The organism is Streptomyces sp. NPDC090798 (genome assembly GCF_044768965.1).
Classification (GTDB): Bacteria; Actinomycetota; Actinomycetes; order Streptomycetales; family Streptomycetaceae; genus Streptomyces.
Genome location: NZ_JBIVXA010000009.1, coordinates 242,793 through 262,482 on the forward strand (window position 1 = coordinate 242,793; position 19,690 = coordinate 262,482).

At 70.5% G+C, this 19,690-nt stretch carries 19 protein-coding genes, 1 pseudogene and 1 riboswitch; of the genes and pseudogenes, 15 read left to right on the forward strand and 5 right to left on the reverse strand.

What is annotated here, in order from left to right; genetic code table 11:
• Nucleotides 1-138: 138 nt before the first annotated feature.
• From ACIQTP_RS21545 to ACIQTP_RS21565, 5 genes are all read left to right on the forward strand, one after another.
• Nucleotides 139-510, forward strand: coding sequence for a YraN family protein (locus ACIQTP_RS21545; protein WP_403401844.1), 372 nt, complete (start codon nt 139-141; stop codon nt 508-510).
• Nucleotides 510-2,135, forward strand: coding sequence for a YifB family Mg chelatase-like AAA ATPase (locus ACIQTP_RS21550; protein WP_403401846.1), 1,626 nt, complete (start codon nt 510-512; stop codon nt 2,133-2,135). The genes ACIQTP_RS21545 and ACIQTP_RS21550 overlap by 1 nt, the downstream gene beginning before the upstream one ends.
• Nucleotides 2,132-3,280: a DNA-processing protein DprA gene (gene dprA / locus ACIQTP_RS21555; RefSeq protein WP_403401848.1), complete on the forward strand. Its 1,149-nt coding sequence runs from the start codon at nt 2,132-2,134 to the stop codon at nt 3,278-3,280. Before ACIQTP_RS21550 ends, dprA begins: the two co-directional genes overlap by 4 nt.
• A gap of 272 nt (nt 3,281-3,552) precedes the next feature.
• Complete coding sequence (gene whiG, locus ACIQTP_RS21560; RefSeq protein WP_067371119.1) at nt 3,553-4,395, forward strand: RNA polymerase sigma factor WhiG; 843 nt, start codon at nt 3,553-3,555, stop codon at nt 4,393-4,395.
• Between the two features lie 142 nt (nt 4,396-4,537).
• Entirely contained in the window at nt 4,538-5,095 is a 558-nt protein-coding gene (locus tag ACIQTP_RS21565; protein WP_403402021.1) for a TetR/AcrR family transcriptional regulator, read from the forward strand.
• Nucleotides 5,096-5,351: 256 nt separating this feature from the next.
• On the opposite strand, the gene ACIQTP_RS21570 is transcribed toward ACIQTP_RS21565, so the two are convergent.
• On the reverse strand, nt 5,352-5,987 hold the full coding sequence (locus ACIQTP_RS21570) for a murein hydrolase activator EnvC family protein (protein ID WP_403401850.1): 636 nt from the start codon (nt 5,985-5,987) through the stop codon (nt 5,352-5,354).
• Between the two features lie 270 nt (nt 5,988-6,257).
• Here ACIQTP_RS21570 and rpsB point away from each other — a divergent pair, with 270 nt between their 5' ends.
• From rpsB to ACIQTP_RS21595, 5 genes are all read left to right on the forward strand, one after another.
• Nucleotides 6,258-7,190: a 30S ribosomal protein S2 gene (rpsB, locus tag ACIQTP_RS21575; protein ID WP_403401852.1), complete on the forward strand. Its 933-nt coding sequence runs from the start codon at nt 6,258-6,260 to the stop codon at nt 7,188-7,190.
• A gap of 95 nt (nt 7,191-7,285) precedes the next feature.
• Nucleotides 7,286-8,122: a translation elongation factor Ts gene (gene tsf / locus ACIQTP_RS21580; RefSeq protein WP_402046039.1), complete on the forward strand. Its 837-nt coding sequence runs from the start codon at nt 7,286-7,288 to the stop codon at nt 8,120-8,122.
• Between the two features lie 179 nt (nt 8,123-8,301).
• Nucleotides 8,302-9,072, forward strand: a complete 771-nt coding sequence (gene pyrH, locus ACIQTP_RS21585) for a UMP kinase (RefSeq protein WP_403401854.1) — start codon at nt 8,302-8,304, stop codon at nt 9,070-9,072.
• A gap of 169 nt (nt 9,073-9,241) precedes the next feature.
• Nucleotides 9,242-9,799, forward strand: coding sequence for a ribosome recycling factor (frr, locus tag ACIQTP_RS21590; RefSeq protein ID WP_054235439.1), 558 nt, complete (start codon nt 9,242-9,244; stop codon nt 9,797-9,799).
• Nucleotides 9,799-10,929: a phosphatidate cytidylyltransferase gene (locus ACIQTP_RS21595; RefSeq protein ID WP_168511606.1), complete on the forward strand. Its 1,131-nt coding sequence runs from the start codon at nt 9,799-9,801 to the stop codon at nt 10,927-10,929. The genes frr and ACIQTP_RS21595 overlap by 1 nt, the downstream gene beginning before the upstream one ends.
• Nucleotides 10,930-11,007: 78 nt before the next feature.
• On the opposite strand, the gene ACIQTP_RS21600 is transcribed toward ACIQTP_RS21595, so the two are convergent.
• Nucleotides 11,008-11,373, reverse strand: a complete 366-nt coding sequence (locus ACIQTP_RS21600) for a DUF6479 family protein (RefSeq protein WP_403401857.1) — start codon at nt 11,371-11,373, stop codon at nt 11,008-11,010.
• A gap of 136 nt (nt 11,374-11,509) precedes the next feature.
• On the opposite strand from ACIQTP_RS21600, the gene rlmN reads away from it, so the two are divergent.
• From rlmN to ACIQTP_RS21625, 5 genes and pseudogenes are all read left to right on the forward strand, one after another.
• Nucleotides 11,510-12,616 carry a 23S rRNA (adenine(2503)-C(2))-methyltransferase RlmN gene (gene rlmN / locus ACIQTP_RS21605; protein ID WP_054235438.1) on the forward strand — a complete coding sequence of 369 codons (1,107 nt, stop codon included), beginning with the start codon at nt 11,510-11,512 and terminating at the stop codon, nt 12,614-12,616.
• Between the two features lie 139 nt (nt 12,617-12,755).
• Nucleotides 12,756-12,874, forward strand: a riboswitch (TPP riboswitch).
• An 82-nt stretch (nt 12,875-12,956) separates the two neighbouring features.
• Nucleotides 12,957-14,030, forward strand: a complete 1,074-nt coding sequence (locus tag ACIQTP_RS21610) for a thiamine ABC transporter substrate binding subunit (protein ID WP_403402023.1) — start codon at nt 12,957-12,959, stop codon at nt 14,028-14,030.
• Nucleotides 14,006-15,682: an ABC transporter permease gene (locus ACIQTP_RS21615; protein ID WP_403402025.1), complete on the forward strand. Its 1,677-nt coding sequence runs from the start codon at nt 14,006-14,008 to the stop codon at nt 15,680-15,682. Before ACIQTP_RS21610 ends, ACIQTP_RS21615 begins: the two co-directional genes overlap by 25 nt.
• Nucleotides 15,683-15,822: 140 nt before the next feature.
• Nucleotides 15,823-16,854, forward strand: coding sequence for an ABC transporter ATP-binding protein (locus tag ACIQTP_RS21620; RefSeq protein WP_403402027.1), 1,032 nt, complete (start codon nt 15,823-15,825; stop codon nt 16,852-16,854).
• Nucleotides 16,838-17,019, forward strand: a pseudogene (locus ACIQTP_RS21625) (hypothetical protein); the annotation flags it as partial. The gene ACIQTP_RS21620 and the pseudogene ACIQTP_RS21625, both read left to right, overlap by 17 nt.
• A 160-nt stretch (nt 17,020-17,179) precedes the next feature.
• Here the strand turns inward: ACIQTP_RS21625 and ACIQTP_RS21630 are convergent.
• The 3 genes from ACIQTP_RS21630 to ACIQTP_RS21640 all read right to left on the reverse strand — a co-directional run bounded on the left by ACIQTP_RS21630 (nt 17,180) and on the right by ACIQTP_RS21640 (nt 19,608).
• On the reverse strand, nt 17,180-17,869 hold the full coding sequence (locus tag ACIQTP_RS21630; RefSeq protein ID WP_403401858.1) for an LAETG motif-containing sortase-dependent surface protein: 690 nt from the start codon (nt 17,867-17,869) through the stop codon (nt 17,180-17,182).
• Between the two features lie 149 nt (nt 17,870-18,018).
• The gene (locus tag ACIQTP_RS21635) at nt 18,019-19,134 is read right to left on the reverse strand and encodes an LOG family protein (RefSeq protein ID WP_403401860.1); all 1,116 of its coding nucleotides are present in this window, start codon (nt 19,132-19,134) and stop codon (nt 18,019-18,021) included.
• A gap of 66 nt (nt 19,135-19,200) precedes the next feature.
• Nucleotides 19,201-19,608 (reverse strand): VOC family protein, encoded by a 408-nt coding sequence (locus tag ACIQTP_RS21640; RefSeq protein ID WP_403401862.1) that lies wholly within the window; start codon nt 19,606-19,608, stop codon nt 19,201-19,203.
• Between the last annotated feature and the right edge of the window lie 82 nt (nt 19,609-19,690).

The following is a 19,690-nucleotide window of genomic DNA, read 5'->3' on the forward strand; positions in this document are numbered from 1 at the left end:
CGGCCGATGACGGGCGGCCGATGACGGGTCACGAACCCTCGTGTGGGTGAGGGAGCTGTCCACAGTCGGCCGCTTGTCCACCAAGATCCAATAGCCGGTCGAAGTGGCCTCAGTGTTGGCGCCGGAGGTGGTGCCGACATGAACACACCCGAGGCACGCAACGCACTGGGCAGGTACGGCGAGGATCTGGCCGCACGGCGGCTGACCGAGACCGGGATGACGGTCCTGGCGCGCAACTGGCGCGGCGGCAGGACCGGCGAGATCGACATCGTGGCCAGTGACGGCGACGCGCTCGTCGTCTGCGAGGTCAAGACGCGCAAGTCGGGGGCCTTCGAGCACCCGATGGCGGCCGTCACCCCGGCCAAGGCGCAGCGCCTGCGCGGCCTGGCCGAACGCTGGCTCCAGGAACACGGCGGGGCACCACCCGGCGGCGTCCGCATCGATCTGATCGGCGTCGTCCTCCCCGACCGCGGCGCCCCCGTGGTCGAGCACGCGCGGGGGGTGGCCTGATGGGATTCGCACGCACCTGTGCGGTGGCCCTCGTGGGCGTCGAGGGCGTGGTCGTCGAGGTCCAGGCGGACCTGGAGCCGGGCGTCGCGGCCTTCACCCTGGTCGGCCTGCCCGACAAGAGCCTGACCGAGAGCAAGGACCGGGTCAGGGCGGCGGTGGTGAACTCCGGCTCGGCGTGGCCCCAGAAGAAGCTCACGGTCGGCCTGAGCCCGGCATCCGTACCCAAGGGCGGCAGCGGCTTCGACCTGGCCGTCGCCTGCGCGGTGCTGGGAGCCGCCGAGCGCATCGATCCCCGGGTGCTCTGCGACATCGTGATGATCGGCGAGCTGGGCCTCGACGGACGCGTACGGCCGGTGCGTGGCGTGCTGCCCGCGGTCCTGGCCGCAGCGGACGCCGGGTACGAGCAGGTGGTGGTGCCCGAGTGCGCGGCGGCCGAGGCCTCGCTCGTACCGGGGATCTCGGTGCTCGGGGTGCGCAGTCTGCGCCAGCTGATCGCGGTGCTCACGGACGAAGCGGTGCCCGAGGAGGACCCCGAAGAGCAGGGGCGACCGGATCCGCTGATGGCGGGCCTGCGGATGCCGGGGACGGGCGCCGCCACCGGCATGCACGGCATGGGCGCGGCCCAGCACGATCACGGTCACGACCTCGCCGACGTCGTGGGCCAGCACTCGGCACGGACCGCCGTGGAGGTCGCGGCGGCGGGCGGCCACCACCTTTTCCTGGAAGGCCCCCCAGGAGCGGGCAAGACGATGCTCGCCGAGCGGCTGCCGGCCATCCTGCCGCGTCTCACCCAGGGCGAATCCCTGGAGGTCACCGCGGTCCACTCGGTCGCCGGCCTGCTGCCGCCGGGCAAACCCCTGGTCGACATCGCTCCCTACTGCGCCCCGCACCACTCGGCGACCATGCAGGCCCTCGTCGGCGGCGGCCAGGGGATCGCACGGCCGGGCGCGGTGTCCCTGGCTCACCGCGGAGTGCTCTTTCTGGACGAAACGCCCGAATTCAGCGGCCAGGCCCTCGACGCGCTGCGCCAGCCCCTGGAGGCGGGGCATGTGGTGATCGCGCGCAGCGCGGGGGTGGTGCGGTTTCCGGCGCGGTTCCTGATGGTGCTGGCGGCGAACCCCTGTCCCTGCGGTCGCTTCTCGCAGCGGGACGACCTGTGCGAGTGCCCGCCCTCCATGATCCGCCGCTACCAGGCCCGGCTCTCCGGGCCGCTGCTCGACCGCGTCGACCTGCGGGTCGAGGTGGACCGCGTCACCCGCTCCGAGCTGACCGAGCGCGGTGCGCGGGGCGAATCCACCGCGACGGTCGCCGACCGGGTACGGGCGGCCAGGGAGCGGGCCGCCGCGCGGCTGGCGGGCACACCCTGGCGGACGAACAGCGAAGTGCCGGGACGGGAGCTGCGCAGCCGCTGGTACGCGTCCTTGGGTGCGATGGACGAGGCGGAGCGGAGCCTGGAGCGAGGTGCCCTGACCGCCCGCGGCCTCGACCGGGTGCTGCGTGTCGCCTGGACCGTCGCGGACCTGGTGGGACATGACCGGCCCGGCGCTACGGATGTCGCCCTCGCCCTGCAACTGCGCACCGGGGTCCCCCGTGGGGTGCCGATGGCGATCGGCGCGCTGTCGTGAGCCAGGAGGACGAGAGGCTTCAGCGGGCCTTCCTCGCGCGGGTGATCGAACCGGGCGACGAGGTCTGCGGGCGCTGGCTCCGCGCGGTCGGTGCCACGGAGGCGGTCAGGCGGCTCGTCGAGGGTGGCGAGCAACCACGGGGAGTGACGGACAAGCGCTGGGCGGGACTGCGGGCCCGGGCGGAGCGGGTGGATCCGGAGCGGGACCTCGCGGCGGCGCGGGAGGTCGGGACCCGGTTCGTGTGCCCGGGGGACCCCGAGTGGCCGGCGCAGCTCGACGACCTCGGCGACACGCGTCCCACCGGCCTGTGGGTACGAGGGCGGCCCAGCCTGCGGATATGGGCGCTGCGCTCGGTCGCCGTGGTCGGAGCGCGGGCCTGTACCGAGTACGGCGCCCACATGGCGGCCACACTCGGCGCCGGGCTCGCCGAGCGGGGCTGGGTCGTGGTGTCGGGCGGCGCCTACGGGGTGGACGGCGCCGCGCATCGGGGCGCCCTCGGAGCGGGCGGCGCCACCGTCGCGGTGCTGGCCTGCGGAGTCGACCGGCCCTATCCGCGCGGACACACCGAGTTGATCACCAGGATCGCCGAACAGGGTCTGGTCGTGGGGGAGTTGCCGCCCGGCGACCATCCCACGCCGAGCAGATTCATCCTCAGGAACCGGGTCATCGCCGCGCTCACCCGGGGGACCGTGGTCGTCGAGGCCGCGTACCGCAGCGGCGCGCTGGTCACGGCGCGGGCGGCGCAGCGGCTCGGGCGGTTCGCGATGGGGGTGCCTGGCCCCGTCACCAGCGGCCTGTCGGCCGGGGTGCACGAGCTGCTGCGCGGAGAAGCGGTCCTGGTCACGGACGCCGCGGACGTCGCCGAACTGGTGGGCGACATCGGTGAGCTGGCCCCGGACCGGCGCGGGCCCGTGCTCCCGCGCGACCTGCTGGATCCGGGCGCCGGACGGGTGCTGGCCGCGCTGCCGGCGCGCGGTCTGGCGGGGGCGGAGGACATCGCCCGTGGGGCGGGGACCACCACGGACGACGCGGTCGGGAGGCTGTACGAACTCCGATCACTTGGTTTCGTCGAACGACACGGCGACGGCTGGAAGTTGACACGCCAGGCAATGATCTCGGTCCGCGGTGATCGTCGCGGGTGTTGACCGAGCGTGTTCGGCCGTCCGGGCGAACGCCGACAGCCGTGGTAATTCCCGCAGTTGATGTCTATCGATGATCACGGAGGGCGACGGACAGGCCCCCGAGGGGCGCACAGCGGAACGTATCTGCGCACGACTGATCCGCTCCCCTTCGCGCACTGCGACGCTCCAGTCACGCTACGCTCACGTGGATTCCGACGCAGGACAGGCAACTCGACATCAGCGCGACAGCTCACCCAGGTACCCCCAGTTCACGGCAGAACGGCACAAGGCGACGAATGCCCCAGCACACCTCCGGGTCCGATCGGGCGGCGATCCCCCCAGCCGCCCGCGACGGCGGTAGCGTGCGCCCGCCCGCTCCCTCGACGCTCGACGAGCTGTGGCGGTCGTACAAGGCGACGGGGGACGAGCGGCTGCGCGAGCAGCTGATCCTGCACTACTCGCCGCTGGTGAAGTACGTCGCGGGGCGGGTGAGCGTGGGTCTGCCGGCCAATGTGGAGCAGGCCGACTTCGTCTCGTCGGGGGTGTTCGGGCTGATCGACGCGATCGAGAAGTTCGACATCGAGCGGGAGATCAAGTTCGAGACATACGCGATCACGCGGATCCGGGGCGCGATGATCGACGAGTTGCGGGCGCTGGACTGGATCCCCCGGTCGGTGCGGCAGAAGGCGCGCAATGTGGAGCGGGCGTACGCGACGCTCGAGGCGCGGCTGCGGCGGACGCCGTCCGAGGGTGAGGTGGCCTCCGAGATGGGGATCGGGGTGGAAGAACTCCACGCGGTCTTCAGCCAGTTGTCGCTGGCCAACGTGGTGGCGCTGGAGGAGCTGCTGCACGTCGGCGGTGAGGGCGGTGGCCGGCTGAGTCTGATGGACACGCTGGAGGACACCGCGGCGGACAATCCGGTGGAGGTCGCCGAGGACCGGGAGCTGCGGAGGTTTCTGGCACGGGCGATCAACACGCTGCCGGAACGGGAGAAGACCGTGGTCACGCTCTACTACTACGAGGGCCTGACACTCGCGGAGATCGGGAACGTGCTGGGAGTGACGGAGAGCCGGGTGAGTCAGATCCACACCAAGTCGGTGCTGCAGCTGCGCGCCAAGCTGGCGAGTTTCGGGCGCTGACCTCGAGCGGGGCAAGCTGCTGAATCGTCCCTGCCTGGTCACCCTCCCTCGCTGGCGCGTTCCTTTCGAGTGTGCGAGTGACTGCCGTCCCGGGCGGTCCGTCCGTAAAGTGGAGGGCGTGCCAAGGATTCGAGCGGCCTCCGTGGCCGAGCACCGGTCGATGCAGCGAGCCGCCCTGCTGGACGCGGCCCGGTCCCTGCTGTCCGAGGGCGGGACGGAGGCGCTGACCTTCCCGGCTCTCGCCGAGCGGACGGGGCTCGCGCGGTCCTCCGTGTACGAGTACTTCCGGTCCCGGGCGGCCGTGGTCGAAGAGCTGTGCGAGGTGGACTTTCCGGTCTGGGCCGCGGAGGTCTCGGCGGCGATGGCCGCGGCGGACGGGCCCGAGGACAAGGTCGAGGCGTACGTCCGGCAGCAGTTGGCGCTGGTCGGGGACCGGCGGCACCGGGCTGTCGTGGCCATCTCCGCGAGTGAGCTCGATGCCGGAGCCCGGGAGAAGATCCGCGCTGCGCACGGCGGGCTGGTCACGATGATCGGCGACGCGCTGCGGCAGATGGGCCACGCCGAGCCTCGGCTGGCCGCGATGCTCCTTCAGGGCGTGGTCGACGCGGCGGTCCGGCGGATCGAACTGGGGGCCGCGGAGGAGCCCGGCGCGATCACGGACGCCGCGGTGGGTATGGCACTACGGGGCGTACGCGGCTGAGCCCCCGCGCTTCGGGTGCCCGGCGCCGGGGCGTGACGGGGCGGACGGTACGGCCCGGCTGTGTGTGAAGCGCCGCGCCCCCTTGCGGAGGGGGACGCCTCTCCTGGCCCCACCACGCCGACCGGCGGTCGGCGCCAAGGGTGCCGGTCGTACGTGCCCTCGCGGGGCTGAGTCCGCGCGGGCCGGGCGCCCAGGCCTGAAGCGTGGCCGCGGGCGGTGGTTTCCTCGATTCTCACGGCAGGAGGGTCAGCGGCTCTCACGGCAGGAGGGTCGGGGACCCGGACGGCTGTCGCCGGACGCTCGGCACCGGGAGCAGGCGGGACGGGCCCCCGCGCAGGAGCCAGGGTGGGAGCAGGGACAGGGGATTCAAGTAGGTTCTGTCTCTTCGCAGGCCCCAGTGCAGACATGACGTTCCGCAGTGGGCGTCGCCCGGTTCGAGCGTGCCCAGCACCTCGCCCGCGGCCACCTCGTCGCCCTCGTGCACCGTCGCCCGTACGGGGGTGAAGGTCGTGCGCAGGGGCGGAGCGCCCGTGCCCGTCAGTTCGACGGCGACCACTCCACGGCCCGCGACCCGCCCGGCGAAGGAGACGCGGCCGACCGCGACGGAGCGGACCGGGGCGCCCGGGGGCGCCGCGAGGTCCACCCCGCGATGGCCGCGGGCGTACGGCGTCGCCGGCGGGTCCCAGCCCCGCAGGACCGAGGGGCGCAGACCCACCGGCCAGAGGTGGGCGAGCTGCGGAACCGGCGCGTCGGAGGCCGGGGGACCGGCGGGAGACGGCGGCGCCGGACCGTTCGCCCGGGCCAGGGCTGAGGGGTTCAGCGCACCCAGCACGGTCACCGTGATTCCCAACAGCAACCCCAGCCACGTGCGCACACATCGTTTCGCTCGCATGCGAGAACGGTCCCGCATCCGACGGATCATGGCCGGGATCTGTGGACCACCGGCCGGTTGTGGACAGCGGCGTCACCCTGCGCCTTCCGGGTCCCGTACACTTCTCGTGGCGATCCGGGTCACCGGGTCGACTTCGCACGCCCCGACATCCGGCCATCAAAAGCCGGTGTCAGCGCCCCTCGGTCCCTCGTGGCAAGGCGCATCGCGGGCGTCAGGCGCGAGTGCCGTCCGGCACACGCGGCACAACCGAGAACACCAAGGAGAACGGCCATGGCCGTCGTCACGATGCGGGAGCTGCTGGAAAGCGGCGTCCACTTCGGTCACCAGACCCGTCGCTGGAACCCGAAGATGAAGCGCTTCATCTTCACGGAGCGCAACGGCATCTACATCATCGACCTGCTCCAGTCGCTGTCGTACATCGACCGCGCCTACGAGTTCGTCAAGGAGACCGTCGCCCACGGCGGCACGGTCATGTTCGTCGGCACGAAGAAGCAGGCGCAGGAGGCCATCGCCGAGCAGGCCACCCGCGTCGGCATGCCCTACGTCAACCAGCGCTGGCTGGGCGGCATGCTCACCAACTTCTCCACCGTCTACAAGCGTCTGCAGCGCCTCAAGGAGCTCGAGCAGATCGACTTCGAGGACGTCGCCGCTTCCGGTCTCACCAAGAAGGAGCTTCTCGTGCTCTCGCGCGAGAAGGCCAAGCTGGAGAAGACCCTCGGTGGTATCCGCGAGATGCAGAAGGTGCCCAGCGCCGTCTGGATCGTGGACACCAAGAAGGAGCACATCGCGGTCGGTGAGGCCCGGAAGCTCAACATCCCGGTCGTCGCCATCCTCGACACCAACTGCGACCCCGACGAGGTCGACTACAAGATCCCGGGCAACGACGACGCGATCCGCTCCGTCACCCTGCTCACCCGCGTGATCGCCGACGCTGTCGCCGAGGGCCTCATCTCCCGCTCCGGTGCCGGCAAGGCCGAGGGTGACAAGGCCGCGGGCGAGCCGCTCGCCGCGTGGGAGCGCGACCTGCTCGAGGGCGAGAAGAAGGCCGACGACGCCGAGGTCCAGACCTCCGCCGAGACGGAGAAGGTCGCCGACGCCGAGCAGGCCGAGGTTGCCGCCGCCGAGGCGCCGGCCGCCGAGGCCCCCGTCGCCGAGGCCGAGGCCGAGGCTCCGGCCGCGGACGCGGACGCCGAGCAGGCCTGACCCCTCACCCCTTCGGGTCACGAACGGCGGGGGCACACCGAGCCCCCGCCGTTCGGCCCGTAGATCTTCAGACTTCGAGAGAGATTCCAGGAATCATGGCGAACTACACCGCCGCCGACGTCAAGAAGCTCCGTGAGCTCACCGGCGCCGGCATGATGGACTGCAAGAAGGCGCTGGACGAGGCCGACGGCAACGTCGACAAGGCCGTCGAGGCGCTGCGCATCAAGGGCCAGAAGGGCGTCGCCAAGCGCGAAGGCCGCTCCGCCGAGAACGGCGCCGTGGTCTCCATCATCGCTGACGACAACACCTCCGGTGTCCTGGTCGAGCTGAAGTGCGAGACGGACTTCGTCGCCAAGGGTGAGAAGTTCCAGGCCGTCGCCAACGAGATCGCCCAGCACGTCGTCAAGACCTCCCCGGCCGACCTCGAGGCGCTCCTCGGCTCCGAGATCGAGCCCGGCAAGACGGTTCAGGCGTTCGTCGACGAGGCCAACGCCAACCTGGGCGAGAAGATCGTCCTGGACCGCTTCGCCCAGTTCTCCGGCGCCTACGTGACCGCGTACATGCACCGCACCATGCCCGACCTGCCCCCGCAGATCGGTGTCCTGGTCGAGCTGGACAAGGCCGACGCCGACCTCGCCAAGGGTGTCGCGCAGCACATCGCCGCCTTCGCGCCGAAGTACCTCTCCAAGGAGGACGTCCCGGCCGAGGTCGTCGAGTCCGAGCGTCGCGTCGCCGAGGAGACCACCCGCGCCGAGGGCAAGCCCGAGGCCGCCCTCCCGAAGATCGTCGAGGGTCGCGTCAACGGCTTCTTCAAGGAGGCCACCCTCCTCGGTCAGCCGTACGCGCTCGACAACAAGAAGTCCGTCCAGAAGGTCCTGGACGAGGCCGGTGTCACCCTGAAGCGCTTCGTGCGCATCAAGGTCGGCATCTGAGTCCGTACCGCGATCGACGCGCGGCCCCTATAGGGTCGGCAGCAGTCGTCCGCGTACGCCGACACGCGCGCGTGCGTGACGGACGACAGCAGATCTGACGAGGAGGCCATTGCCGCGTATGGGAGACAACACCCCACCGGCAATGGCCTTCTTCGTATGTGCACCATGAGGAGATCTCCATGACCACCACCCAGGCCGACAAGGGCGAGAAGACCGACGACGGCAAAGGCGCGGGCCGCTTTCTGCTGAAGCTTTCCGGTGAGGCGTTCGCCGGCGGCGGCGGGCTGGGCGTCGACCCCGACGTGGTGCACAAGATCGCCCGCGAGATCGCGGCCGTCGTGCGCGACGGCGCCCAGATCGCCGTCGTCATCGGCGGCGGCAACTTCTTCCGCGGCGCCGAGCTCCAGCAGCGCGGCATGGACCGGGCCCGCTCCGACTACATGGGCATGCTCGGCACGGTCATGAACTGCCTCGCCCTCCAGGACTTCCTGGAGAAGGAGGGCATCGACAGCCGTGTGCAGACCGCCATCACCATGGGCCAGGTCGCCGAGCCGTACATCCCGCTGCGCGCCGTACGGCACCTGGAGAAGGGCCGTGTGGTCATCTTCGGCGCCGGTATGGGCATGCCGTACTTCTCCACCGACACCACCGCCGCCCAGCGCGCCCTGGAGATCGACGCCGAGGCCCTGCTGATGGGCAAGAACGGCGTGGACGGGGTCTACGACTCCGACCCCAAGACCAACCCCGAGGCCGTCAAGTTCGACTCGCTCGGCTACGGCGAGGTCATCACGCGCGACCTCAAGGTCGCCGACATGACCGCCATCACGCTGTGCCGCGACAACAAGCTGCCGATCCTGGTCTTCGAGCTCCTGGCGGAGGGCAATATCGCGCGGGCCGTCAAGGGTGAGAAGATCGGCACACTCGTGGGTGACCAAAGCGGCCGGCCCTGACCGGGACCGACCTCGGCCGGGGACAAGCCCGGGCCGGGGATGGACCCTGACCGGGGGATGGACAATGTCCTGCCGGTCCGGAACCGTGCAGGAATAAGACGCGACGCAGCCGGCCGCCACCCCGACGAGGAGCAGCTGCCGGGCCTACTCAGACACGCAGGAGCAAGTGGTGATCGAAGAGACCCTCCTCGAGGCCGAGGAGAAGATGGAGAAGGCCGTCGTGGTCGCCAAGGAGGACTTCGCCGCGATCCGCACCGGCCGTGCGCACCCGGCGATGTTCAACAAGATCGTGGCCGACTACTACGGCGCGCTGACGCCGATCAACCAGCTGGCCTCGTTCTCGGTGCCGGAGCCGCGCATGGCCGTGGTGACCCCGTTCGACAAGAGCGCGATGCGCAACATCGAGCAGGCGATCCGCGACTCCGACCTGGGCGTCAACCCGAGCAACGACGGCAACATCATCCGGGTGGTGTTCCCCGAGCTGACCGAGGAGCGCCGCAAGGACTACATCAAGGTCGCCAAGACCAAGGGCGAGGACGCCAAGGTGTCCATCCGCTCGGTCCGCCGCAAGGCCAAGGACGCGATCGACAAGCTGATCAAGGACGGCGAGGTCGGCGAGGACGAGGGCCGCCGCGCGGAGAAGGAGCTCGACGACACCACCGCGAAGTACGTCGCACAGGTGGACGAGCTCCTGAAGCACAAGGAAGCGGAGCTGCTCGAGGTCTGATGAACGACTCTTCCTGGGGGGCGCCGCCACAAGCCGGGTACTGGGGGCCGTCCGAGCAGGGGCCTGTCCAGGGGGCAGCCCCGGCGGGTCCCGCATACGATGCGCATAACGCGCAGCAGACTCGCCCCATGCCCATCGTGCCCGACGTACCCGCACACGGCGGAGACCAGGATGACGACCGGGGGGCCGCTCGGCTGAGTGGCCCCCTGTTCCGCGACGACACCCCGTCGGCGGGATCCCTCGGGACCCCGTCGCAGAAGCCGCAGGAGCCCATGCCCAGCCCCGCCCCACAGCCCGCCCCCGCACCGCAGAAGAAGAGTGCGGGACGCGATCTGGGTGCCGCGATAGGGGTCGGCGTCGGGCTCGGCGCGGTGATCGTCGCGTCGTTGTTCGTCGTCAAGGCCGTGTTCGTCGGGGTCATAGCGGTCGCCGTGGTGGTGGGCCTGTGGGAGCTCACGTCACGGCTCGAGGAGCGCAAGGGCATCAAGGCGCCGCTCGTCCCGCTGGCGGTGGGCGGTGCGGCGATGGTCGTCTCCGGTTACGTCCGGGGCGCCGAGGGCGCGTGGGTGGCGATGGCGCTCACCGCGCTGGCGGTCCTGGTCTGGCGGATGACGGAACCGCCCGAGGGCTATCTCAAGGACGTCACGGCGGGCGTCTTCGCGGCCTTCTACGTGCCGTTCCTGGCGACGTTCGTGGCCATGATGCTGACCGCCGACGACGGTCCGCGCCGCGTCCTGACGTTCCTGCTGCTGACGGTCGTCAGCGACACGGGCGCGTACGCGATCGGCTGGCGCTTCGGCAAGCACAAGCTGGCGCCGCGCATCAGCCCCGGCAAGACCCGTGAGGGCCTGTTCGGAGCGGTCACCTTCGCGATGGTCGGGGGCGCGCTGTGCATGCAGTACCTGATCGAGGACGGCACGTGGTGGCAGGGGCTGATCCTGGGCTTCGCGGTCGCGGCCACCGCCACGCTCGGCGACCTCGGCGAGTCCATGATCAAGCGGGACCTGGGCATCAAGGACATGGGCACCCTGCTGCCGGGGCACGGCGGCATCATGGACCGGCTGGACTCGCTGCTGCCGACGGCGCCGGTGGTCTGGCTGCTGCTGGTGCTCTTCGTGGGATCCGGCTGACCTGCGCACACGTCGGAGAGGGGCTCGTCGTCCACAGGGCGGCGGGCCCCTTTTCGTCGGGTGGCCGACGGGCCGGCGTCAGTGGTGGCCCAGGCCACCGCTGCCGAACGAGCCGCCGCCCCCGTCGTGCCAGCGTCCTCGCTTCTGCGACGGGCTCGTGCGGGTCGACATGTGGGTCAGCTCATACGGGGTGAGAGCGTGCTGGCCCTTGGCCACCTTGGGTACCTCGGCGGGCTCCCGGATCTCCCGCGTCTCGCGGACCGGGCCGCCCTGCGGCATGTGCGGCTGTTCCTCGGCGCGCGGCAGCCGCGGTGCGCGGGACCGCATGCGGCAGTTCAGCCAGAAGCTGCCGGCCAGGAGCGCGATGAGGGCCACCGCGATCACGAACAGCGCGACGCTGAACAGACCGCTGGGCTCCGCCAAGTACATCAATGCAGTGCTCATATCACTCAAATACCCGCAAATGGCCCAATAAACCGGCCGCCCCGACCCAGCGCCGGACGCCAGCCGGACCGTCGACGATCACCCCCGAAACCAGGGCCGCGGGTCACACCAATCGATCTGCGACACTGGTACAGCCATGCCTAAGCCCGGAGAACTCACATTCGTCGCCCCCCGCGGAGCCAAGAAGCCGCCGCGGCACCTCGCCGACCTCACGCCCGCCGAGCGTAAGGAGGCGGTTGCCGCGATCGGTGAGAAGCCGTTTCGCGCCAAGCAGCTCTCGCAGCACTACTTCGCGCGGTACGCGCACGACCCCGCGGAGTGGACGGACATCCCGGCCGCCGCGCGCGGCAAGCTCCAGGAGGCGCTGCTTCCCGAGCTGATGACGGTCGTGCGGCATCTGTCGACCGACCAGGACACCACCCGCAAGACCCTATGGCGCCTGTTCGACGGCACGCTCGTCGAGTCCGTGCTGATGCGCTACCCGGACCGGGTGACCATGTGCATCAGCTCGCAGGCGGGCTGCGGGATGAACTGCCCGTTCTGCGCCACCGGACAGGCCGGGCTGGACCGGAACCTGTCCACGGGCGAGATCGTGCACCAGATCGTGGACGGGATGCGGGCCCTGCGGGACGGCGAGATCCCGGGCGGCCCGGCGCGGCTGAGCAACATCGTCTTCATGGGCATGGGCGAGCCGCTCGCCAACTACAAGCGGGTCGTGGGCGCCATCCGCGCGCTCACCGACCCCGAGCCGGACGGGCTCGGGCTCTCGCAGCGCGGGATCACCGTGTCGACGGTCGGGCTGGTGCCCGCCATCCACCGGTTCTCCGACGAGGGCTTCAAGTGCCGCCTCGCCATCTCGCTGCACGCCCCTGACGACGAACTGCGCGACACCCTCGTCCCCGTCAACACGCGGTGGAAGGTGCGCGAGGTGCTGGACGCCGGCTGGGAGTACGCGGCCAAGTCCGGGCGCCGCCTGTCCATCGAGTACGCCCTCATCCGGGACATCAACGACCAGGCATGGCGTGGTGACCGGCTCGGGCGGCTGCTCAGGGGCAAGCCCGTGCACGTCAACCTCATCCCGCTGAACCCGACGCCGGGTTCGAAGTGGACCGCCTCGCGGCCCGAGGACGAGAAGGCGTTCGTCGAGGCGATCGCGGCTCACGGGGTGCCGGTGACCGTCCGCGACACCCGGGGCCAGGAGATCGACGGGGCATGCGGACAGCTGGCCGCGACCGAGCGATAGTCTGATCGGCGGCAGTGCCTGGCAGTGCCTTTTCAGCCGGCGCCGGTCAGCGCGGGTCAACTCCGGCCAGCGTCGGCCAGTGCCCGGACACTGTCAGTCAGTGCGGTTAGCAGTTGCAGTTTCATATTCCGACATCTTCATATTCCGACAGGGGAGCGCCACAGCGCTGAGAGTGCGGTAGCCGGAGCACCGGTGGGCCGCAGACCCTCTGAACCTTGCCCAGGTCATTCTGGGTAGGAAGTTCGGGCATCACTCAAGCTGTTGCGCCCTGCCCGGGAACCTTCCGAGGATCCCGGGCAGGGCCGCGTCTCTTCCTGGTCATCCCAGGAGGAATTCAGTGATAACCAAGAGGACGACCACGGCCTTCGTCATCGGGCTGGGCCTCGTCACGCTGTCCGCGTGCGGGTCCTCCGACAGCGGCGGCGCCGGGGACTCCAAGACCGTCACGCTCGTCAGCCACAACTCGTGGGCCGTGTCGAAGAGCGTGCTGCGGGACTTCGAGAAGCAGTCCGGTTACAAGGTCAGGGTCCTCAAGGACGGCGACGCCGGGCAGGCCGTCAACAAGGCCATCCTCACCAAGGACAATCCGCAGGGCGACGTCTTCTTCGGCGTCGACAACACCCTGCTGTCCCGTGCGCTCGACAACGGGCTGTTCCAGCCGTACGAGGCCAAGGGCTCCGACCAGATAGTCCAGCAGTACCGGATCGACCAGGACAAGCACCGGGTCACGCCCATCGACTCCGGTGACATCTGTGTCAACTACGACAAGGCCTACTTCAGCGAGCACAAGCTGGCCCCGCCGAGCTCCTTCGACGACCTGATCAAGCCCGCGTACAAGAGCCTCCTCGTCACCGAGAACGCGTCCACGTCCTCGCCCGGCCTCGGCTTCCTGCTCGGGACCGCCGCGAAGTACGGCGACGAGGGCTGGCAGGACTACTGGAAGAAGCTCAAGGCCAACGGCGTGAAGGTGGTCGACGGCTGGGAGCAGGCCTACAACGACGAATTCTCCGGGTCCGCGGGCGGGAAGAAGGCCAAGGCCGACCGGCCGCTGGTCGTCTCGTACGCCTCCTCCCCGCCCGCCGAGGTGATCTACGCCGACCCCCAGCCGAAGACCGCGCCGACCGGGGTCGCGAGCGGCACCTGCTTCCGCCAGGTCGAGTACGCGGGGCTGCTGAGCAACGCGAAGAACACCAAGGGCGGCAAGGCGCTCCTCGACTTCCTCATCAGCTTCAGGTTCCAGGAGGACATGCCGCTGAACATGTTCGTGTACCCGGTCCGTGAGACCGCCGAGGTGCCCCAGGTGTTCGTGAAGTTCGGCCCGCAGGCCGAGCACCCCGAGACCCTGGCCCCCGCCAAGATCGCTGACAATCGTGACCGGTGGGTCAAGTCGTGGACCTCGCTCGTACTGAAGTAGCGCCTCGAAGGAGCCGCAAGGAGAGCGCGACGCGGATCGGGCTGATGGCCCTGCCCGTCGCGTTCTTCGCCGTCTTCTTCGCCTACCCCGTCGCCGCGATCGTCGCCCGCGGCCTCAAGACCGACGGGGCCTGGCGGTTCGGACGGATCGGTGAGGTGCTCGCGCAGTCCGACATCCGGCACGTCCTGTGGTTCACCACCTGGCAGGCGCTCGCCTCCACGGTGCTCACGCTGCTGATCGCGCTCCCCGGCGCGTATGTCTTCGCACGCTTCGATTTCAGGGGCAAGCAGGTGCTGCGGGCGCTGGTGACCGTCCCGTTCGTACTGCCGACGGTCGTGGTCGGTACGGCGTTCCTGGCCCTGGTGGGCCGGGGCGGACTCCTCGACCAGCTGTGGGGCGTACGGCTGGACACCACCGTCTGGGCGATTCTGCTCGCGCACGTCTTCTTCAACTACGCGGTGGTCGTACGGACCGTCGGCGGGCTCTGGTCGCAGCTCGACCCGCGTCAGGAGGAGGCCGCGCGGATGCTGGGTGCCTCCCGCTTCGCGGCCTGGCGCAAGGTGACGCTGCCGGCGCTGAGCCCGGCCGTGGCCGCCGCCGCGCTGATGGTCTTCCTCTTCACCTTCACCTCGTTCGGTGTGGTGCAGATCCTCGGCGGCCCGACCTTCTCCACCCTCGAGGTCGAGATCTACCGGCAGACCTCGGAGATCTTCGACCTCGCGACCGCGGCGGTGCTGACGATCGTCCAGTTCGTCGCGGTCGGCGCGATCCTCGCCGTGCACGCCTGGACCGTACGCCGCCGGGAGACCGCCCTGCGTCTGGTGGCTCCGGAGACGACCGCGCGCCGACCCCGCGGGGCCGGTCAGTGGGCGCTGCTGGGCGGGGTCCTGGCGAGCATCCTCGTTCTCCTCGTCCTGCCGCTCGGGGTGCTGGTCCAGCGGTCCCTGGACGCACCCGGCGGCTACGGATTCGCGTACTACAAGGCGTTGACCTCGTCCGACAGCGGCGTCTTCCTGGTGGCGCCGATCGCGGCGATCGGCAACTCGCTGGAGTACGCGCTCGCCGCCACGGCCATCGCCGTCGTGATCGGCGGTCTGGCGGCCACCGCGCTCACTAGGCGGACCGGGCGTCTCGTAAGGGGTTTCGACGCGCTGCTGATGCTGCCGCTCGGCGTGTCCGCCGTGACCGTCGGGTTCGGCTTCCTGATCGCGCTCGACGAACCGCCGCTGGACCTGCGCTCCTCCTGGATCCTGGTGCCGCTCGCGCAGGCACTGGTGGGCGTCCCCTTCGTCGTACGCACCATGCTGCCGGTGCTGCGGGCGGTGGACGGACGGCTCCGGGAGGCCGCCGCCGTTCTCGGAGCGTCGCCCTGGCGGGTGTGGCGGGAGGTCGACCTGCCGATGGTGCGGCGGGCGCTGCTGATCGCGGCGGGGTTCGCCTTCGCCGTGTCGCTGGGCGAGTTCGGGGCGACGGTCTTCATCGCGCGGCCCGACAACCCGACCCTGCCGGTCGCCGTGGCCCGGTTGCTCGGGCGTGCGGGTGACCTCAACTACGGCCAGGCGATGGCCCTTTCGACGATCTTGATGGTGGTGTGCGCGGTGGCCCTGTTGCTGTTGGAGCGCATCCGCACCGACCGGACGGGGGAGTTCTGATGGCGCGGCCCGCGAAGCAAACGACAGAGGCGACAGAGGCGACAGGAGCGACAGGAGCGGTGCAGGAGACGCAGGAGGCGCAGGAGAGGCAGAAGGCGCGGGAGCGGACGCCGACGGAGCGTCCCCGGGGGCGGAACGCCCTGCTGAGGGTCGAGGCCGCGACCGTACGCTTCGGCGGTCGGCCGGTGCTCGACGCCGTCGGCCTCGACGTCGCCGAGCACGAGATCGTGTGTGTGCTCGGACCGAGCGGCAGCGGCAAGTCCACGCTGCTGCGGGCGGTGGCCGGACTGCAGTCGCTCGACGCGGGCCGCGTGCTCCTGGCGGGACGCGACCAGGCCGGGGTCCCCGCGCACAAGCGGGGCGTCGGCCTCATGTTCCAGGATCATCAGCTCTTCCCGCAGCGGGACGTGGGCGGCAATGTCGCCTTCGGGCTGCGGATGCACGGCGCGTCGAAGGGCCGACAGAGCGCACGGGTCGAGGAACTGCTGGAGCTGGTGGGGCTGCCCGGGGCCCGGGCGCGCGCCGTCGCCGCCCTCTCCGGTGGTGAGCAGCAGCGGGTCGCGCTGGCCCGCGCGCTCGCCCCGCGCCCCCGGCTGCTGATGCTCGACGAGCCGCTCGGTCAGCTGGACCGCTCGCTGCGGGAGCGGCTCGTCGTCGAACTCCGGCAGCTTTTCGGCGAGTTGGGTACGACCGTGCTCGCCGTCACCCACGACCAGGGCGAGGCCTTCGCGCTCGCCGACCGGGTCGTGGTGATGCGCGAGGGGCGGATCGCCCAGTCCGGCACGCCACTTGAGGTCTGGCAGCACCCGGCGGACGAGTTCGTGGCCCGTTTCCTCGGCTTCGACAACGTGGTCGCGGCGAGGGTGCGCGATCGGCTCGCCGACACTCCGTGGGGGAAGGTCCCGGTGCCGGCGGGCACCGCTCAGGGCCCCGGCACGCTCCTCGTACGGCCCGCGGGCGTACGGCTGGTCGCCCCCGCGGACGGGCTGCGCTGCACCGTGGCCGCACGCACCTTCCGGGGCACCCACGTCGCCGTACAGCTGAAGCCGGAAAACGCGCCGCGGATCGAGGCGGCGTGCGCGCTGCGGGAGGCGCCCGCGCCCGGCGACGAGGTCGGCGTGGTGTTCGAGGCGGCCGAAATCGTCGTGCTCGGGGAGCCGTCGGCGCCATAGGGAGCTGGTGATCCACCGCGCCGACGCGACGCCGGCGGCCGGGGCGCGCCGTACGAGGTGGCGCCCGATGTGGCCGCGGACGCGATCGACGAGTGGCTGGGGATCATCGAGTTCGTGCAGCGGACACAGCCGCACGATGCTGCGGCCGAACTGCGTGGCCCGGGCGAACCTCGCGGCCCGGGCGAATCTCGCGGCCCGGGGCCGCAGCATCCACATGCACGCCAGCAACGGACAGGCCCGAGCCGGGCGCAGCCGGACAGGCGTGTGGCCCGCCCCCTTCGAGAGGGACGGGCCACACGTTTCACGCAGACGTACGGTGTGCGTTTCAGCTCGACTTCGAGGCGCCGCGGCGACGCATGCCGAAGAACACCGCTCCGCCGCCGACCACCACGAGGGCACCGGCGATACCGGCGATCATCGGCGTGTTGGAGTTCGCACCGGTCTCGGCGAGGTTGGAGCTGCCGGCCGCGGGGGACGGGGCGTTGTCGCCCGGCGTCGCGGGCGCGGCGCTGCTCTCCGACTCCGAGGGGTTCGCGGAAGGCGTCCCCGAGGAGGCGGGCGAGGACGGGGTCTTTGACGGCTTCGGGGTCTCCGAGGCCGACGGCGAGGGCGACTCGGTCGCGCAGGCCGTGGACGGAGCGGTCACGTTCTCCTTGATGTCCGCGTCGACCTGGTTTCCGGCCTTGACGTGGACGCGGTACGTGGCGTTCGGCTTCCAGTCCTCGGCGAAGGTGATGGTGACGCCTTGGCGCGAGCCCTGGACTTCCTGCTCGCCGACCTTCTTCGCGTCGGCGCCATTGGACTCCAGGAACACGGAGACGGTCGCCTTGGCGCCGGAGGCATCCACGTCCGTGACGGAGATGATGCCCTTGGTGCCATCGCACTTGGCTTCGGCGGAGAACTCACTGATGTTGCAAGCAAGGGCGTTGCCGGCGGCACCGAGCGCGAGCGCGGCGGTGGCGGAGGCAACACCGAGGATTCGCACGGAACGTGCGGTACGGCGAGATATGGACACGATTGCCCTTCACAGAATGCGCAACTGCGGGGGGTTTAAGGGGGGTTCTGCTGTGTCAACAGGGCCCCCTCGGGCCTCACAGGTTTATAAGTGCCGCCTAAGGGCTGTCAATGCATATGCCCTGCCGTGCCGTCGGCTTTGCCTTGTCATTAACCGCCGAGGCGTTTGAGCGCCTCCGGTGTCTCCTCGATCCGGTCCACCAGTGCGATCCGGGACTCCATGGACCGTTCACGGGCAAGGGATTGGAGAAGGGGCCAAGTGGGGTGTTTTTCGGTCCAATGCGCACGGTTCACGAGAACCATGGGGGTGGGCTCACCGCGCGACTCGTAGTAGTTCGGGGTCGCGTTGTCGAAGATCTCCTGTACGGTCCCGGCGGCGCCCGGCAGGAAGACGACACCCGCGTTCGAGCGGGCCAACAGCCCGTCCTCCCGGGTCGCGTTGGCGAAGTACTTGGCGATGTGGGCGGCGAAGGCGTTCGGCGGCTCATGGCCGTAGAACCAGGTCGGGATGCCGACGGAGGGGCCGCCGTCCGGCCAGCGCTCGCGCACGGCGAAGGCGGCCCGCGCCCAGTCGCCGATGGAGGGGGTGAACGACGGCGCCTCGGCGAGGATCCGCAGCGCCTCGGTGAGCATCTCGTCGTCGAACGGGGCGGCGTACGCGCCGAGGTTCGCGGCCTCCATCGCGCCGGGGCCGCCGCCGGTGGCGACCGTGAGTCCGGCGCGCGCCAGTTCGCGCCCCAGGCGTGCGGCGCCCTCGTACGCCTCAGTGCCGCGTGCCATCGCGTGACCGCCCATCACGCCCACGACTCGGGTGCCGACGAGGAGTTCGTCGAGCGCGTCCGACACCGAGTCGTCGTGGATCGCGCGCAGCATCGACGCGAAGACGTCGCCGTCGGTCTTGGTCTGCTGGAACCAGGCGTACGCGCGGGCGTCCGGGGTCGCCTCGTAGCCGGCGTCGAGCGACGCGAAGAGCTCGTCCGGGGAGTAGAGCAGCCCGCGGTAGGGGTCGAAGGGCAGTCCGGGTATGGGCGGGAAGACGAGCGCGCCGGTGGCCCGTACCCGTGCCGCCGCCTCGGGGTCCATCGGGCAGCCGAGGAAGACGGCGCCCGCGGTGTCCACGGCGAGCAGGGCGTCCGTACGGTCCGTCAGATCCACCGCCTGCACGCGGAACTGGGCGAGCGAGCCGTGCTCCGAGACGACCTTGTCGAACTCGGCGAGGGACTCGATCTCGCGGTCATGGGCGGCGTGAAGGGGAGTTGGCTGCACACGGCCATGCTAGGGGTTCCACCTACGAGGGGGGACACGCGCGTGGGCGTCCCCCCAGGAGGGTGCTCAGCCCTGGACCGCGGCCGGGTCCATCCACATGACCTCCCACGTGTGGCCGTCCAGGTCGTCGAAGGTGCGGCCGTACATGAAGCCCTGGTCCTGGGCCTCCCGGGTCCCCGAGCCGCCCGCCGCGAGGGCCTTGTCGCAGAGCTCGTCGACCTTCGCGCGGCTCTCGGCGCTCAGACACAGCAGCACCTCGCTGGTCTTCGTCGGGTCCGCGATCTCCTTCTTCGTGAAGTCCGCGTAGCGCTGCTTGCTCAGCAGCATCGCGATGATCGTGTCGCTGATGACGACACAGGCGCAGTCGTCCGTCGTGAACTGCGGGTTGATCGTGTAGCCGAGCTCGGTGAAGAACTTCTTCGAGGCGTCGACGTCGTTCACAGCGAGGTTCACGAAGATCATCTGCTGGTACATGAGGGGTGTCTCCCGGTGAGGGTGAAGTGATGTGGTGCCGTGCGCAGAGGTAGACCGCCGCTCCGCGCGGAACTCATCGCCC

Excerpts from the sequence above, each read along its gene's own strand:
- ACIQTP_RS21545 (WP_403401844.1), top strand. The coding sequence starts at position 139 with ATGAACACACCCGAGGCACGCAACGCACTGGGCAGGTACGGCGAGGAT.
- ACIQTP_RS21550 (WP_403401846.1), top strand. The coding sequence starts at position 510 with ATGGGATTCGCACGCACCTGTGCGGTGGCCCTCGTGGGCGTCGAGGGC.
- whiG (WP_067371119.1), top strand. The coding sequence starts at position 3,553 with ATGCCCCAGCACACCTCCGGGTCCGATCGGGCGGCGATCCCCCCAGCC.
- ACIQTP_RS21570 (WP_403401850.1), bottom strand. The coding sequence starts at position 5,987 with ATGCGAGCGAAACGATGTGTGCGCACGTGGCTGGGGTTGCTGTTGGGA.
- rpsB (WP_403401852.1), top strand. The coding sequence starts at position 6,258 with ATGGCCGTCGTCACGATGCGGGAGCTGCTGGAAAGCGGCGTCCACTTC.
- tsf (WP_402046039.1), top strand. The coding sequence starts at position 7,286 with ATGGCGAACTACACCGCCGCCGACGTCAAGAAGCTCCGTGAGCTCACC.
- pyrH (WP_403401854.1), top strand. The coding sequence starts at position 8,302 with ATGACCACCACCCAGGCCGACAAGGGCGAGAAGACCGACGACGGCAAA.
- ACIQTP_RS21595 (WP_168511606.1), top strand. The coding sequence starts at position 9,799 with ATGAACGACTCTTCCTGGGGGGCGCCGCCACAAGCCGGGTACTGGGGG.
- ACIQTP_RS21600 (WP_403401857.1), bottom strand. The coding sequence starts at position 11,373 with ATGAGCACTGCATTGATGTACTTGGCGGAGCCCAGCGGTCTGTTCAGC.
- rlmN (WP_054235438.1), top strand. The coding sequence starts at position 11,510 with ATGCCTAAGCCCGGAGAACTCACATTCGTCGCCCCCCGCGGAGCCAAG.
- ACIQTP_RS21640 (WP_403401862.1), bottom strand. The coding sequence starts at position 19,608 with ATGTACCAGCAGATGATCTTCGTGAACCTCGCTGTGAACGACGTCGAC.